13 protein-coding genes are annotated in these 15,861 nt (G+C 66.8%); 7 read left to right on the forward strand and 6 right to left on the reverse strand.

Going from position 1 to position 15,861, the window contains the following annotated elements; all coding sequences use genetic code 11:
* Positions 1–101: 101 nt before the first annotated feature.
* Genes BKE09_RS09130 through BKE09_RS09145 form a run of 4 tightly spaced genes read right to left on the reverse strand, consistent with a single transcriptional unit; the run spans position 102 to position 6,857 of the window.
* Positions 102–815: a M15 family metallopeptidase gene (locus tag BKE09_RS09130; protein ID WP_075675530.1), complete on the reverse strand. Its 714-nt coding sequence runs from the start codon at positions 813–815 to the stop codon at positions 102–104.
* Positions 748–2,289: a serine hydrolase gene (locus BKE09_RS09135; protein ID WP_075675531.1), complete on the reverse strand. Its 1,542-nt coding sequence runs from the start codon at positions 2,287–2,289 to the stop codon at positions 748–750. The genes BKE09_RS09130 and BKE09_RS09135 overlap by 68 nt, the downstream gene beginning before the upstream one ends.
* Before the next feature lie 32 nt (positions 2,290–2,321).
* A complete protein-coding gene (locus BKE09_RS09140) occupies positions 2,322–5,321 on the reverse strand; it encodes a TonB-dependent receptor (protein ID WP_075675532.1) in 3,000 nt (999 codons plus the stop codon).
* A 51-nt stretch (positions 5,322–5,372) separates the two neighbouring features.
* A complete protein-coding gene (locus BKE09_RS09145; RefSeq protein ID WP_075675533.1) occupies positions 5,373–6,857 on the reverse strand; it encodes a transglutaminase-like domain-containing protein in 1,485 nt (494 codons plus the stop codon).
* Between the two features lie 132 nt (positions 6,858–6,989).
* On the opposite strand from BKE09_RS09145, the gene BKE09_RS09150 reads away from it, so the two are divergent.
* The 6 genes from BKE09_RS09150 (at position 6,990) to BKE09_RS09175 (ending at position 13,277) form a co-directional block, all read left to right on the forward strand.
* Complete coding sequence (locus tag BKE09_RS09150; protein WP_075676665.1) at positions 6,990–8,426, forward strand: SH3 domain-containing protein; 1,437 nt, start codon at positions 6,990–6,992, stop codon at positions 8,424–8,426.
* Entirely contained in the window at positions 8,427–9,521 is a 1,095-nt protein-coding gene (locus BKE09_RS09155; protein ID WP_075675534.1) for a dipeptide epimerase, read from the forward strand.
* A gap of 373 nt (positions 9,522–9,894) precedes the next feature.
* Positions 9,895–10,743, forward strand: coding sequence for a MurR/RpiR family transcriptional regulator (locus tag BKE09_RS09160; protein ID WP_075675535.1), 849 nt, complete (start codon positions 9,895–9,897; stop codon positions 10,741–10,743).
* 15 nt (positions 10,744–10,758) lie between these two features.
* Complete coding sequence (locus BKE09_RS09165; RefSeq protein WP_075675536.1) at positions 10,759–11,520, forward strand: L,D-transpeptidase family protein; 762 nt, start codon at positions 10,759–10,761, stop codon at positions 11,518–11,520.
* Positions 11,517–12,812, forward strand: a complete 1,296-nt coding sequence (locus tag BKE09_RS09170; RefSeq protein WP_075675537.1) for an amino acid permease — start codon at positions 11,517–11,519, stop codon at positions 12,810–12,812. The genes BKE09_RS09165 and BKE09_RS09170 overlap by 4 nt, the downstream gene beginning before the upstream one ends.
* 141 nt (positions 12,813–12,953) lie before the next feature.
* The gene (locus BKE09_RS09175; RefSeq protein ID WP_075675538.1) at positions 12,954–13,277 is read left to right on the forward strand and encodes a hypothetical protein; all 324 of its coding nucleotides are present in this window, start codon (positions 12,954–12,956) and stop codon (positions 13,275–13,277) included.
* A gap of 107 nt (positions 13,278–13,384) precedes the next feature.
* On the opposite strand, the gene yiaA is transcribed toward BKE09_RS09175, so the two are convergent.
* Positions 13,385–13,837 carry an inner membrane protein YiaA gene (gene yiaA / locus BKE09_RS09180; RefSeq protein ID WP_014645710.1) on the reverse strand — a complete coding sequence of 151 codons (453 nt, stop codon included), beginning with the start codon at positions 13,835–13,837 and terminating at the stop codon, positions 13,385–13,387.
* 169 nt (positions 13,838–14,006) lie between these two features.
* Between yiaA and BKE09_RS09185 the strand changes: the two genes are divergently transcribed.
* Positions 14,007–15,173: a PQQ-dependent sugar dehydrogenase gene (locus BKE09_RS09185; RefSeq protein WP_075675539.1), complete on the forward strand. Its 1,167-nt coding sequence runs from the start codon at positions 14,007–14,009 to the stop codon at positions 15,171–15,173.
* A 70-nt stretch (positions 15,174–15,243) separates the two neighbouring features.
* Here the strand turns inward: BKE09_RS09185 and BKE09_RS09190 are convergent, their stop codons facing one another.
* Entirely contained in the window at positions 15,244–15,798 is a 555-nt protein-coding gene (locus tag BKE09_RS09190) for a hypothetical protein (RefSeq protein WP_075675540.1), read from the reverse strand.
* Positions 15,799–15,861: the final 63 nt, after the last annotated feature.

Genomic DNA, 15,861 nt, shown 5'->3' on the forward strand with positions numbered 1-15,861 from the left:
CCGCACTCCGGCACCGCCCCGCCAACCCACGGAACGCACGCCGTTGCTGTTGATTCGGCCGTTGCCTCTGCAGGTGCAGGGCGCAGCCCTGCCGAAACCCCCTAGAGCACCGGAACGTCGTACGCGGTGCCGGGATCCGGTTCCGGCTGCAGAGTGTAGTGCCACCACTCCTGCGGATAATTGACGAAGCCCCGCCGCGCCATCGCGCGCACCAGCTGCTGGCGGTTCGCCTGCTGCGCATCGCTCAATCCGCTGGTCTGCGTATGCGCGCGTGGTCCGAAGAAATCGAAGTCGGTGCCCATGTCCAGCGGCGTACATGCACCGCTGCGGCAATCCAGCAGCCCCAGATCCACCGTGGCGCCGCGACTGTGTCCGGAACGTTCGGCGATGTAGCCGTCGGCCAGCAGCCGCGGCTTGTCCAGATCCGGGTACTGCAATGCCTTGCGCGAGCGCTCGCGCGGGTCGTTCACCCAGGCCATGAAGGCCTGCACCGAGCGCACCGGGCGGTAGCAGTCGTAGATCCGCAGGCCGAATCCATCCGCACGCAGGTCCTGTTCCACCTGCGCCAGCGCCTTCGCCACCGGCGCCAGCAGGTAGCACGAGGGCGCCTCGTATCCCGGTACGCGCGCGCCAGTGAAGTTGTTGGCGCTGGCGTAGCGGATATCCATCTCGATGCGTGGCGACAGCGAACGGATCTCGACCAGACCGGCACTGGCGGCGTCGATCGCCGGCGAAACGCGCGGCGGCTCAGCGGCGCTGGCGCTCGCTGCCAGGGCAGTCGCCAGTACGAGTGAAATGCAGGTCCTGGAAGTCATAGCTGAAGTCGATGTCCGGGTCGATGGCACGCAGGTCCAGTGTGGGCGGCGCACCGTCACCGGGCTGCAGCCAGGCCTGTGCGTCTTCGCCCAGCGTATCCCAGCGCAGCAGCCAACGCCCTTGCAACTGGAGCACCGTGGCCTGCAGTCGGGGCGACTTGTCGACGCTGAAACGCAGGCCGTCCGCGCCCGGGCACAGTGAGGCCGGGCCCAGCCACGGATCGCGGTAACGACCCTGCCAGCGGGACAGGTCCGTGCGGCTCGTCACCTGCGCCGCAGCGGCGGATGGCCGCGAATGGCCGCTCGCGGCCCGCGTTGCCTGGTCCGCCTTCAGTTCGGCCAGGTACTCCATCGCCGGACGCGCATCGTCGGGGGTGGTGAAGCGCTTCAGCGCTGCCTGCATCAGCGCTGTGCGCGCATCCTCGCCTTCACCGTTGATCAGCATCACCACGCCCACTTTCCGGTCAGGCAGCAGCGCCAGCGACGAGTACATGCCCGACAGCGTGCCGGTGTGCGCTACCTTCCACTGCCCATCCATGTCGGACACGCGCCAGCCATAGCCATAACCGTAGAAGTGCGCGTTGTCCCAGCGCTGCTGGCGCTCACCCAGCGGCATCGGCATGTGCAACGTCCACAGCGTGCGGCGCTGTTCACTGTTCAACCAGTCAGGCACCACGGCAGGATCCAACAGCACCTGCATCCAGCGCGTCATGTCGCGCAGCGAGCAACGGATGCCACCGGCCGCCATCGACGGCAGGTCCGGGCTGATGTCAGCGTCGGCGTTCACCACCTCATTGCGATCACCACGCCATGCATGCGGCTGCGCGACATTTCCCACGCGTTTCACCGACCAGGCGCCCACTTGGCAGCGTGCCAGGCCGAGTGGTTCGAACACCTGCTCGCGCATCAGCTGGTCATAGGGTTTGCCACCGGCCGCAGCGGCCACTTCCCCGGCCACCACGTACATCAGGTTGTCGTAGGCGTAGTGGCTGCGGAAGCTGCTGACCGGCTTGAGGTGCGCCAGTCCGGCGATGATGTCGGCACGGGTGAACGTGTTCGGTTCCGGCCACAGCATCAGGTCGCCAGCGCCCAGGCCGAGCCCGCTGTTGTGGATCAGCAGGTCGCGCACCTGCATCTGCTGGCCGACCCATGCGTCCTGCATGCGGAAATCCGGCAGATGGCGCTGCACCGGATCGTCCCAGCGCAGCTTGCCCCGCTGCACCAGCCGCGCCAGCAACGCGGCGGTCATCGCCTTGCTGTTGGAGGCGATCTTGAACAAGGTGTCCTCGTCGATGCGGCCGCCATCGCCACGCGAACCCTCGGCGCGCTGGTAGACCACGCGCCCCTGTTCGACCACGGCCATGGCCAGCCCGGGCAGATGCTCGTGCTGGACCACGGCCGCGACGTCGGCATCGATCGAGGCGGTCGCGCTCGTCTGCACCGCCGCGACCGGAAAGACCGCCAACGCCGCCATGCAGAAGCTGCGTCGAGCGTGCTGGGCTGGCTTCAGTAGGCCCATGTGACCGTCAGCTGCGCATAGCGCGGTGACTGGAAGCCGGTGCCGTAGCGGTACAGCGGGTTGGGTGAGCCGATGCCGTTCTGCGGCTCGTAGTCCTGGTCCACGGTCACCACGCGCTGCTGGTTCAGCACGTTGTACACCGCCAGCTTCAGGCGCAGGTCGGTGGGAATCGGCACCTTGTAGGAAACGCTGACATCGAGATCGTAGGTCCACGGCGTGCGCCCATCACCGCCGCGCGGCGAGTGTACGAACACACGTTCGGATGGCACCGTCGCCTGGCAGTTGGACACGCAGACGTAGTAACTGTGGAAATCGGTCGCATCGAACGGATTGCCGGCACCGAAGCGGGTGATCGGGCTGCCCGACTGCACGCCCAGGGTTGCCGCCACGCTCAGGTTCTCGGTCAGCGCGTAGCTGCCGCGGAACTTGAACTGATGGCGGCGATCATTGGCCAGGTAGCCATAGCCCCGGTAGTTCACCCACGGATTGTCGAAGTTCTCGGTGCGACCGGCATCGGCGAAGTCGGTATCGGAGTTGACCGGCCCCTCGGCGTTGCCGCGGCCATAGGCCAGCGTGTAGGACGCATTGAAGCCCCACTTGCCGTCCCACGCGCGGTCGACCTGCAGCTCCAGTGCCTTGTAGTCGCGCTTGGGCTTCACCCAGCCGCGCTGGCCGACATAGTTGCCGTTGTCGTCATACAGCGCCCAACCTTCCTTCGAGGTGTCGATGCTGATCCAGCCATCGTTGCGGCCATCGCAGTCGGTGTCGCCCCACACGGTGTTGGTACGCCCCGGGTTGCCCATGATCCACACGCTGTCGATGGCACCACACTGCCCGGTGGCGGTGATGTTCATGTCATCGATGGCGTTGTGCAGGCGCCGGTAGGTCACGCTGGCGCCCACCGACCAGGCCTCGTTGATCATCTGCTGGAAGCCCAGGATGGCTTCATCCTGGTAGACCGGGTCCATGTCCCGGTTCACTTCCGCACGCAGGTCCGGCACGCTGCCGTCGCCCTGCGAGTTGTCCACCGGGCCGATCTGCGCACCCAGGTTGGGGATGTTGTTGGCTGCGCCGGTGTAGCCGAGGAACTCGTACCAGGTGCGCTCGTCGAGGAAGCCACCGGCCTGCTTGATGTTGATGACGTTGGCAACCGGCAGGAAGTAGCGGCCGAGGTTGCCGAACACCTTGGTGGTGCCATCGCCGCGCACGTCCCAGGAGAAGCCGGCACGCGGGGCCAGCATGTTGTCGATCTTGATGTAGCTGTTGCCGTCGCCGCCCTTGTTGTCGAACGCCTCCATGCGCAGGCCGAGGTTGAGCAGCAGGTTCGGCGTGACCTGCCAGTTGTCTTCCAGGTAGTAGGCCGAGTTGATGGTCTTGAACGCACCTTCCACTTCATAGCGGCGGGTGCGCACGACCACGCCGCTGGCCGGCACCACGCCACCGTTCAGCGAGCTGCCCGGGGTACGGTAGTAGATGTCGTAGCGGAAGCCGCCCGGGCCCGGATAGGCGCGGCTGTAGTCGGACGTGTTCTCTTCCCGGTCCAGGCCGAACCGCAGCAGATGGTTGCCCAGGGTCCATTCGAAGTCCGCGCGCGCCGCCTTGCGCGTGTCCAGCGCCGACTCCAGCTGCGAGCTGCTGGTGCAGCTGCGGTCGCCCTGCAGCGATGGCGGCACGCCCTGTCCGGCCGTGCGGTTGTCGAAGACGCGGTTGCAGTTCTCGTCCATCAACGAGCTCTGCACGCGGTTGCGCTTGTTCTCGCCGTACATCAGCTTCATGGTCAGATCGTTGTTGACCTGCCAGCTGTAGGTGCCCGACCAGTTGCGGCCACCCACGGTGTTCATGATCTGGTTGGCACGCTCGCCCACGCTGCTGCCAAGGTCGTAATCGTAGGCATAGACGTCGGTGAGCGTCTTGTTGCGGTCGGAGAAGCCGAACAGCGAGAACATCTGGTTGTCGGTGATGCGCCAATCGATCTTGCCGCCCCAGAACGGGTCATCGGCCTTGCCCTGGTTGAAGCGGGTGCCGGCGTCGTTGGTCGATGTCGGGCGGTAGTCGCGGGCTTCGTACATGCCGAAGAAGAACAACCGGTCCTGCACCAGCGCACCGGAAGCGAACACGTTCAGCGCGCTGCGGCTGTAGTCGTCGCGGCTGGCGGTGATGTAGCGGCTGCCATTGCCGTCGTAACGGTCACGCGCCTGCGACTGCCACGCGCGCGGCTCGAACACCAGCTCGGCACCGGCCTTGAAGTCATTGCTGCCCGAGCGGGTCACCGCATTGATGACACCGCCGGTGCTGCGCCCGAACTCCACCGAATAGCCGCCAGTCTTGACCTGGAACTCCTGGTAGAACGAGAACGGCACCGACGAGAAGCCGACCCGGTTGTAGAAATCGGTGACGTTCAGGCCATTGATGTAGACCGTGTTCTCGGCCACCGACGAACCGCCGAAGGAAATGCCCTGCCCGCCCAGCGACCCCTTGCCCTTCACCGCACCCGGCGCCAGCAGCGCCACGGCGGTGATGTCACGGTCCACCGGCAGGCGCGAGAGTTCCTCGCGGGTGATGTTGGTAGCCGACTCGGTGGACTTCACATCCACCATCGACACCACCTGCGGTGCCCGCACTTCCACCGTGCCCAGCGTGCTGACCGCGCCGAGCGGCACGTTCACCGTCGTTGCGCTGCCGAGACTGACGGTCACCTGGCCAACACGGCTGGCGCCGCCACCGGGCAAGCCCACTTCCATCTCGTAGGTGCCTACCGGCAGCAGCGGAATGCGGTAGCTGCCGTTGGCCTCGGCCTGCACGGAGCGGACGAAACCCGTTGCCGGATTGCGTACGGTCACCGTGGCACCGGCCGGCACCTGCCCGCCCTCGCTGACCAACCGGCCAACCACCGAACCATCCTGTGCGAATGCGTTGGGCGCGATCACGCCCAGACACGCCCCGAGGGCGACGCACAACGCCGCCCGCTTGATGCTGTAAGCCTTCATCCCCTGCTCTCTCCTGCAAGAATTGAATGGTGTGGAATGCGATGTGTCGCGCTAGCGTTGCCCGGCTGGCAGTACCCGCCACTGGAAGTCGTAGCTCCATTGGTCGAAGTACAGGTTGTCGCCTGCCCACTCGGCCTCGCCACGCTGCGAGTCGACCGTTTCCGAGCGGTAATGCTGTTTGGCCGGCACCAAGGGCTGGCCGAAATCATCGTTGAAGGCGATGCGGTAGCCGTCGAGGCCACCCAGGTAGAAGTCGCGCAGGGCCGGCACGTCGCTGGCCAGCGCCCCGGTGGTCACGTCCATCGGCAGCCAACCATACGGCGCCAGGTAGACCTGCCCCCAGTCGTGCAGGTTGTTGTAACCACTGCCATCGTTGGAGAACACCATGCCCGACTGCCAGCGCGCGGGAATGCCGTTCAGGCGCAGCAGCGCGATCAGCAGCAGGGTCTGCTGCCCGCAGTCGGCATGGCCGGCACGCAGCGCGTAATCGCTGATGTTGCTGATCGTGGAATATTCGCGCGCGCCGGCCCAGGGAATGCGGTCGACCGCAGCAAACAGCTTGCGCACCACTTCATACGGGCGCGTCTCGCCCTGCAGCACCTGGTCGGAGAACAGCTTCAGCGCAGGGGTGAAGCGCACATGCGGCAGCTGCTCGGCCAGATAGGGCTTCAACGCCGGATCAGCCGGGGTCGGCCGCACCCTGGCCGGATCGATCGCGGTATGCCGGGCGAAGATCGTGACCGCGTAGCGGACCTCGAAGCGGGTCGGCTGCCCGGCCACCGCCTTGGCTTCCAGATAGGCCGTGCGCTGCAAGGTGCTGGCCGGTGCGACCCGCGCCTTGCCCGGGCTGCCGCCCAGCCACTGCACCTGCTCCTGCTGTCCCGGGATCTCGCGCGGGTACGGAATCCAGGCGCGTACGGTCTCGCCGGCCGGCACGGCATCGGCTTTCACCGTGAGCGACTGGGTGAATTCAATACGCTGCGGCAGCACCGACGCCTGGCCACTCTGTTCGGCCGCGGCAACCACGCGCCCGTGGTGCGCGTTGAGCACTTCGTTGGGGCCCGCCGCCGGCATCGGTGCATCCGCGCGGCGGCGTGCACGCGCCTCATCACTGAGCAGGAACAGGTTCGATGGTGCGCGTTTGAAGTACCAGCGCTCGCCATCGATATCGAGATGCTCGATCAGGCCAAGCTGGTCCCAGCGCGCGAATTCCTCGTCGGTCAGGTCGGGAATCCAGCGGCGCACGGCCGCCTTCGCGGCTGCCTGGTCCAGGCTGAAATCCAGACGGATGCGGCGCATGCGCTCGAACTGGAAGTCGGCCGGCGGGAAGACGCCTTGCGTGGCAAACGCCATGACCACGCTGTTGAACTGGCCACTGTCGACCCAGTCGATCAGCTGCCATTCCCGCTCACGATCGATCGCCAGATCAAGCGCACTGCGGGGATCCTTTGCCCCCGCCGACCACGCCCACAGCAGCAGCGCGGCACACAGGCCGGCAGCAACAGGCAGACGCGGTTTGCGAACGGCAGGATCCACAGCGACACTTCCCCAGCGCGGGTGGTAACGGCTGTGTAACACGGGCCGGGATGCCGGTCAATAATTTATTCTTGCTTTCGACGCCAAAAGGAATAAATATTCCAAAAGGCATTCGAGGAGGGTGTGCAGCGCATGATCCTGGCTTCCCGCGAACGGCATCGGCATTGGCCACGCCGCTTGACCCTGGCCCTGTGCCTGCTGGCCGCACCGGCCTTTGCGCAGGCCGCCCCGGCACCCGATCCCGGCGCACCGCTGCCCTATGTGATCGGCCTGCACGAGGCCTACCTCACCCCGCAGTACTGGGCCGCGCGCCTGGACAACGCCGATGCACCGATCCTGGACCGCAGCCAGATCGAGGCACAGAACGCGCGGATGCGGGCACAGGACAGCCACATCCAGGACATCGCCGCATTGCCAGCCCAGCTGGATGCGGCGGCGGTGCGCGCCAGCATCACCGCGCTGTCGAGCTGGCCCACGCGTGCCCTCTACAATGACAAGGGCCAGGCCATCACGCCGGCACTGCGCAGCGCGATCGAAGCCAACCTCGGCCTCGATGCGATTCCCGCGCGGATGGCACCGCAGTATGGGCTGGTGGTGAAGCGCGCAGCACTGCGCACCTTCCCCACCCGCGAACGCGTCTTCAGCAGCGTCGGTGACACCGACATCGACCGCTTCCAGGAGTCGGCGCTGTTCCCCGGCGACAAGGTTGCCGTGGTCCACCGCAGCGCCGACGGCCACTGGCTGTTCGTGCACAGCGAGCGCTACAGCGCGTGGATCGAGGCCGATGCCATCGCCAGCGGCGACAAAGCCACCGTTCTCGGCTATGGCGCCAAAGGCCCGTACCGGATCGTCACCGGCGCCACCGCGCAGACCGCCTACACCCCGGAAGAACCGCGCGTCTCGCGCCTGCAGCTGGACATGGGCGTGCGCCTGCCGGTGCTGGCCGACTGGCCGGCCGCCGAACCGGTGAACGGCCAGCAGGCGCATGCGTCGTGGGTGGTGCAGTTGCCGGTGCGCGAGGCCGATGGTCGATTGAAGCTGGTGCCGGCGCTGCTGCCACGCTCGCAGGACACCGCCGCCGACTATCTGCCGCTGACCCCGCGCCTGCTGCTGCAGCAGGCCTTCAAGTTCCTCGGCGAGCGCTACGGCTGGGGGCACGACTACGACACCCGCGACTGCAGCGGTTTCGTCTCCGAGATCTACCGCAGCTTCGGCGTGCTGCTGCCACGCAATACCAGTGCACAGGCGATCAGCCCGGCGCTGGATCGCCTGCCGTTCACCGGCAAGGACGGCAAGGCGGTGCGCGACCGCGCCGTCACCGACCTGCAGGTGGGCGACCTGGTCTACATCCCCGGCCACGTGATGATGGCCATCGGCCACGTCGACGGCCGCACCTGGGTCATCCACGATACCGCGGGCGGCAGCTGGTTCGGTGCCGACGGCACGCGCGTGCAGGCCCATCTCAATGGTGTTTCGGTCACGCCGCTGGAGCCGATGATGGCCAGCGATACCGTCCGCTACATCGACCGCATCACCAACATCCAGCGCCTGCGCGCCAAGACCCTCTGAATGAAGATCACTGCCATCGAACTGGGCATGCTGCGCGTGCCGTTGAAGACACCGTTCAAGACCGCCCTGCGCACGGTGGAGACCGTGGAAGACGTGGTGGTGCTGATCCGCACCGATACCGGCAACACCGGCTACGGTGAAGCTCCGGCCACCGCGGTGATCACCGGCGATACCCACGGCTCGATCATCGAAGCGATCCGCCACTTCATCGCGCCGCGCCTGATCGGCCAGGATGTGGTCAACCTCAACCGCCTGTGTGGGCTGGTGCAGACCGCGATGGAGCGCAACACCAGCGCCAAGGCCGCGGTGGAAATCGCGTTGTATGACCTGTGGGCGCAGCTGCACGGTGCACCGCTGTACCAGATGCTCGGCGGTGGCGACCCGGTGATCACCACCGACATCACCATCAGCGTGGACTACATCGACAAGATGGTGGCCGACTCGCTGTCGGCGATCGAACGCGGCTTCGAGTCGCTGAAGATCAAGGTCGGCAAGGACATCGGCCTGGACATCGAACGGGTCAAGGCGATCCACGCCGCGGTGGAAGGCCGCGCCCTGCTGCGGCTGGATGCCAACCAGGGCTGGACCGCCAAGCAGGCGGTGCACGCGATGCGCACGCTGGAGGAAGCTGGCGTGGTCCTTGAGCTGCTCGAGCAACCGGTGAAAGCAGCCGACATCAGCGGCCTGAAGTACGTCACCGACCGCGTCAACACGCCGGTGATGGCCGACGAAAGCGTGTTCAGCCCGAGCCAGGTAATGGACCTGATCCAGCAGCGCGCGGCCGACATCATCAACATCAAGCTGATGAAGACCGGCGGCCTGTCCAACGCGATCCGCATCGCCGACATCGCCGGCATCTACGGCGTGCCGTGCATGATCGGCTGCATGATCGAGTCCAGCATCAGCGTGGCTGCGGCCGTGCACCTGGCCGTGGCCAAGAGCGATGTGATCACCAAGGTCGACCTCGACGGCCCTTCGCTGGGCCAGTTCGACCCGGTCAGCGGCGGCGTGCATTTCAACGAATCGGAGATCAGCATCAGCGACGTGCCGGGGCTGGGCATCACCGAAGTGCGCGGGCTGGAGATGCTGGGGTGACCCGCGCAGTCGAGCATGGCTCGACTCTACAAGGGCCCCGCGCCAGTAGATCCACGCCATGCGTGGATGCTCCTGCTTCTGCCCTACCCCGTATCCCCTTCGCGGCTGGCACGCGCGCGATCTGTCCGGGGTCGGGCGGGCGGGGTTTGCAGGGGTGTCCGCCGCATGGGCCCGAGGCATGCCTCGGGCGGGTTGGGCAGGACGCCCAACCCCGGTCTTGCCGTTTGTGCAGGACAGCGCAAACGCGCAAGCGCGGCCAAGCCTCCATGGGCGGATTCACGGCGTCCCCTGCAAACCCCACCCGCCCGACCCATTCCATGACACGCTCTACGCTGCCAACCGCAACGCGCCTACCCATGCCCGGACACCCCGCATGCCGCCCCTGCTGAAGATCCGTTCCGAGCGCGGGCAGATGTCGGCCATCGAGCGCCGCATCGCCGACTTCATCCTCGACAATGCCCACCTGCTGCGCGACTACTCGTCCCAGCAGCTGGCCAGCGCACTGGGCATCAGCCAGTCCAGCGTGGTGAAGTTCAGCCAGAAACTCGGCTTCAAGGGCTACCCGGACCTGAAGTACTCGATCGGCCAGGATGTGGCCCGCGCCGGTGCCGATCCACAACAGGCCCCCAGCGAACCCGACAGCGGCGATGACTACCTGCGCCTGGGTGAGGCCCTGCGCCGCAGCAAGGCGCAGGCCGAGGAGGAAACACGCCAGGCCAATCCACGCGAGGAGATCGAGCGCATCGTGCAACTGCTCGACGACGCGCCCAAGCTGTTCGTCTACGGCCTGGGTGACGACGGCCTGTATGCCCGCGAATTCGCCATGCGGCTGTCGCTGCTCGGCCTGCTGGTGGTGCCGCACACCGACCCGATCCTGATGCTGGCCAACCTGTCGGCCGCACGCCCCGGCGATGTGCTGCTGGTGTTCTCCGAGTTCGGCAACCTGCCCCAGCTTTCTCAGTTGTCGCGGCAGTTCCAGGACATGGGTGGCAAGGTGATTTCCATCACCCGCCACACCGCCAACCCGCTGCGCGCGCATGCTGATGCGGCACTGGTGGTGTGCGCGCACGATCGCACGCCGCAGGTCGCGCAGCTGCTGTACCGTAGTGCCATGCACGCCCTGCTCGATTTCCTGTTCGTGCTGCTCTGCCACGCCAATCCGGACCGCCAGCAGCAGCTCGCGGTGAACCTGGAGCGGATCGACCACCTGCTGGATTCCTGACCGGAGCGCACGTTGATGAGATCGCTGGTCCGCCTTGCCACCACCGCACTGCTGCTTGCCGCGGCGGTGTCCGTCCACGCCGCGCCACTGGACGGCGCGCGCCAGCTGATCGTGGTCACCAGCGAAGGCTGGGACAGTACCGAGGGGCAGCTGCAGGCCTATGTGCGCGACGGCAAGGGCTGGCATGCGCATGGAAAGGCGTTCCCGGTGGCGCTCGGCCGCACCGGCAGCGCCTGGGGCCTGGGCCTGCATCCGGCACAGGCCGATGGCCCGCAGAAACAGGAAGGGGATGGCCGCAGCCCGGCCGGCATATTCGCGCTTGGCAGTGCATTCGGCTATGCCGTCACCCGCCCCGGCACCACGATGCCCTACCAGCCGATGCTGGACAGCAGCTACTGCATGGACGTGCCCAGCTCGCCGTTCTACAACCGCATCGTGGATGAAAAGAAGGTCGGCAGCGCAGCGGTCAAGGGCTCCACCGAGCCGATGCGGCTGGACCTGCACAACAAGGGCGATGTGCGCTACCGGGAAGGTTTTGTCATTGCCCACAACCCGGGCAACCAGCCCGGCAAGGGCAGCTGCATCTTCGCCCATCTCTGGCGCCAGCCCGGTGAGGCCACCGCCGGCTGTACCGCCATGCCACAAGCACGCATGCAGGCACTGCTGGACTGGCTGCGGCCGCAGGATACGCCGCGCTTCGTGCTGCTGCCGCGCGCCGAGTACACGCGCCTGCAGGCCCAGTGGCAGCTGCCCGCACTGAGCGGAGATGCCCGTTGAGCGCGCAGGACGAACCGCAGCTGCAGCGCGCGGTCAGCCGCTGGCAGATCGTCGGCCTGTCGATCAACGACGTGATCGGCAGCGGCATCTACCTGCTGCCAGCCGCCACCGTCGCCCTGCTTGGTCCCTTCAGCCTGTGGGGCGTGGTCGCCGCCGGCATCGTCGTCGCGCTGCTGGTGCTCTGCTACGCGCAGGCCGCCAGCTACTTCGATGAACCCGGTGGCAGCTACCTGTACGCCCGCGAGGCGTTCGGCCGTTTCGCCGGGTTCGAGATCGGCTGGATGATCTGGCTGACCCGCATCAGCTCGGCAGCCGCATTGAGCAACGCGCTGGCCGATGCGGTCGCGCGCTTCTGGCCGTGGGCCGGCGCCGGCATGGGCCGCATCGCGGTGATCGTGGTGTCGCTGGGCTTCCTCACCGGCGTCAACATCATCGGCGTGCGTTCTGCCGCGCGTACCGGCGTGGTGCTGGTGATCGGCAAGATGCTGCCGCTGCTGCTGTTCGTGGCCATCGGTGCGTTCTACATCGATCCGCAGCTGGCCTTCTCCGGCCAGCGCCCGGACCCGCATGACCTGCAGCGCATGGGTGAAGCCGCGTTGCTGCTGCTGTACGCCTACGCGGGCTTCGAGAACATCCCGGCCGCCGCCGGCGAGTACCGCAATCCGCGCCGCGATATTCCGTTCGCCCTGATCACCATGATCATCACCGTCACCGTCATCTACGGCGCGGTGCAGGTGGTGGCGCAGGGCACGCTGGCCGGCCTGGCCAGCTCGGCGACGCCGCTGGCCGATGCCGCCGCCGGCTTCGGTGGCGAGGCACTGGCACTGATCCTGACCATCGGCGCCACCATCTCCATCCTCGGCACCAACAGCAACACGATGATGATGGGCCCGCGTTTCCTGTTCGCACTGGCACGCGATGGCTACGGGCCGAAGATCCTGGCGCAGGTGCATCCGCGCTTCCACACGCCGGCCGCGTCGATCCTGTGCCAGGGCCTGATCGCACTGGGCCTGGCCCTGTCCGGTTCGTTCGTGCAGCTGGCGCTGCTGTCGATGACCACGCGCCTGTTCGCCTACATCGGTACTGCCGCTGCAGTACTGGTGCTGGCCAAGCGCTACGCCGACCGCCCCGGTGCATTGAAGCTGCCCGGTGGCCCGCTGATTCCGGTGCTGGCGCTGCTGCTGTGCGTTGCGCTGTTCGCCAGTGCCAGCTGGCAGAACATCGCCGCGGCGCTGGTGGCGTTTGCCATCGGCGCGGTGATCTACAAGCTGCCGCGCAAACCCGAACTGTAGAGTCGAGCCATGCTCGACTGGGGTTTGGGATGCATGAGTCGAGCATGGCTCGACTCTACAGACTCGCCCTTCACGCTGCCGGACCGGGCCGTTAACCGCCACGCAGGCACGATCAGGCTTCGTCCACAACGGAGCCCTCCCATGACCGAGTACCAGATTCCCGGCCGCGTACCGGACGACAGCACACCGCGCGACGCGGTCAGCAACTACTGGCGCGAGCGCTACACCGCCGAGCCGTACTACGACGACCAGCTGTTCTTCGAGGACTATGAGCCGGCCTATCGCATCGGCCACGCCGCGCGTGCGCAGGACATGATCCGCGCCTACGAGGAAGTGGAACGCGAGCTCGAATCACGCTGGGCCAGCGAACGCGGCCGCAGCCGCCTGGACTGGGCGCAGGCACGCAGTGCCGTGCGCCGTGGCTGGGAGGAAGCGCAGCAGGTGGAACCGCGGTTGAATCGATAGCGCCAGGCTGCTGTAGAGCCGAGCCTACGCTCGGCTCTCGCACCACGTCTGTAGAGTCGAGCCATGCTCGACTGAGCCGAGCATGGCTCGGCTCTACACCGGATCGATCACTCCTGCTCCGGCAGCGGCGGTACGATCGCACTGCGCTTGCTCTCGCCGCCACCGGCGGCGATCAGATCGCGGGTGTTCTTCTGCACCGCCACCGCACCGAACAGCGACAGCGCGTACGCCATGCCATAGAAGCCCTTCTCGCTCGGCGCCAGCGTGGCATTCCACAGGCCGACCAGCAGCAGCATCAGCGCCGACAGCAGCGCGAACCAGCACAGCGCGTAGTACAGGCCACTGACCGGAATGCCTTCGACGCGGTCGCGCACGCTCTTCTGCAGCGACACCGCCGCGAACAGGCCGAACAGCAGCAGCGTCAGGTAGTAGCCCTTCTCGTTGAGCGCCATCGTGGCGTTGAACAGGCCGATCAGGTAGGCCGCCGCACCCAGCAGCAGGGCCACCCAGGAGGCGGCAATGAAGGCGGTGGACGGCTTGTGGGGCATGGCAGTGTTCATTGCAGATCCTTGGCAGGCAGACGGGCAGGCTTTGCCCGGGCGTGCCCACCCTAGACGATCCCGCTGCCGTCGCACAGGGGGGCGCAGGACCTTCGGGCCACGACGGTCACCGCTGCAGTGGTATACAAGGGACAGCCCGGCCATCCGCATCCCCGCCCTGGAGATACCCATGACCCGCACGCCCCTGCTGCTCGCCCTCGGCCTCGTGCCGATCCTCGCCACCTCCGCCTGCAATGCTGCCGACCCCGCCGCCAACGGCGCCCAGGCTGCTACGCCGGCAGCCACTCCGGCTGACCAGCGCCCGTTCACCGCCACCGAAGTCAGCCGCTTCGACCAGCCGTGGGCAATGACCTTCCTGCCCGATGGCAGCCTGCTGGTCACCGAAAAGCGCGGCAAGCTGCAGCACCTGGACCCGGCCAGCGGCCAGAAACGCGAGATCACCGGCGTTCCGAAGGTTGCCTACGGTGGCCAGGGTGGTTTCGGGGACATCATCCTGCACCCGGACTTCGCCCGGAATCATGTCATTTACGTCAGCTACGCCGAGGAAGGCACGCTGGATACCCGCGGTGCCGCCGTGGCCCGGGCCACGCTGGCGCTGGACGCCAACGGCGCCGGCCAGCTGAAGGACCTGAAGGTGATCTGGCGGCAGAGCCCGAAGGTCAGCGGTGAGGGCCACTACGGCCACCGCCTCGCCTTCGGCCCGGACGGCAAGCTGTGGATCAGCTCCAGCGAGCGGCAGAAGTTCGATCCGGCCCAGGACATGGGCAGCAACCTCGGCAAGATCATCCGCCTCAACGACGATGGCAGCCTGCCCGCCGACAACCCGTTCGCCTCGCAGGGCGGGGTTGCCGCACAGGTGTGGTCGCTGGGCCACCGCAACATCCTTGGCATGGCCTTCGATGCCAACGGCAAGCTGTGGGCGCACGAGATGGGCCCGGCCGGCGGCGACGAACTGAACCTGATCGTGCGCGGCGCCAACTACGGCTACCCGATCGTCTCCAATGGCAACCACTACGACGGTCGACCGATTCCCGATCACGATACCCGGCCGGAGTTCGCCGCCCCGAAGGTGACCTGGACGCCGGTGATCTCGCCGGCCGGCTTCGTGATCTACAGCGGCACCCTGTTCCCGCAGTGGAAGGGCAGCGGCTTCATCGGTGGCCTGTCATCCACCTCGCTGGTGCGCGTGGCCTTCGACGGCGACAGCGCGCGCGAAGCCGAGCGCTTCAACATGGGCGAGCGCATCCGCGAAGTGGAACAGGGCCCGGATGGCGCGCTGTGGCTGCTGGAAGATGGCAGCAAGGCGCGCCTGCTGAAGCTCACGCCGAAGACCTGACAGGGTGGTAGTGCCGGCCGCTGGCCGGCATGTTTGCCCGCAACGGCCCCGCACGCGGGGCCGTCCGCATTCACTGGATGGTGATGACCTTCACTTCGGTCTGCGCACAGGCCTTGTCCAGGCACTGCCCGTTCAACCACACCTGCCCGTCACCGATCATCACGCCCTGCTGGTTGACGAAAACTTTGCCGAAGTCCTGCTCGGACATCGCCTTGACCACCGCCGGGGTGATGATCTTCTCGTAGTTGCGCTGGAACTCACCGGGGCCGGTGATCTTCTTTCCGCCGCTGATGTTCAACGGGAAGCGCACCTCTTCCACCACCGCAGCGCGATCACCGCCGACCACCGCGGTCTTGAACGCGTTGAAGACCTTTTCGTACTGCGCGGCATCACCGAGCACGCTCTCGATGCGCGCACGTGCATCTTCAGCAGGCGCGTCCGCTGCAGGAGCAGCCGGTGCAGTTGCAGCGGGTTCGGCAGCAGGCATCGCCGGTTCAGCCGCAGGCGTCGCAGCAGCATTGGCCTCCATCGGCGGCGGCGCATCCGCCGCAGGCTCGGCCGGCGGTGCCGGCTGCGAACAGGCCGCCAGCAACAAGGCGGGAATCAACACAGCGATCGTACGCATGCGCGGGCATCCATCGGTTCAAGAACACCGATGGTAGCGCCGCCGCAGTGAGGACAACAAAAA

Origin of the sequence: Stenotrophomonas sp. TD3, assembly GCF_001939825.1 — a bacterium.
Lineage (GTDB): Bacteria > Pseudomonadota > Gammaproteobacteria > Xanthomonadales > Xanthomonadaceae > Stenotrophomonas.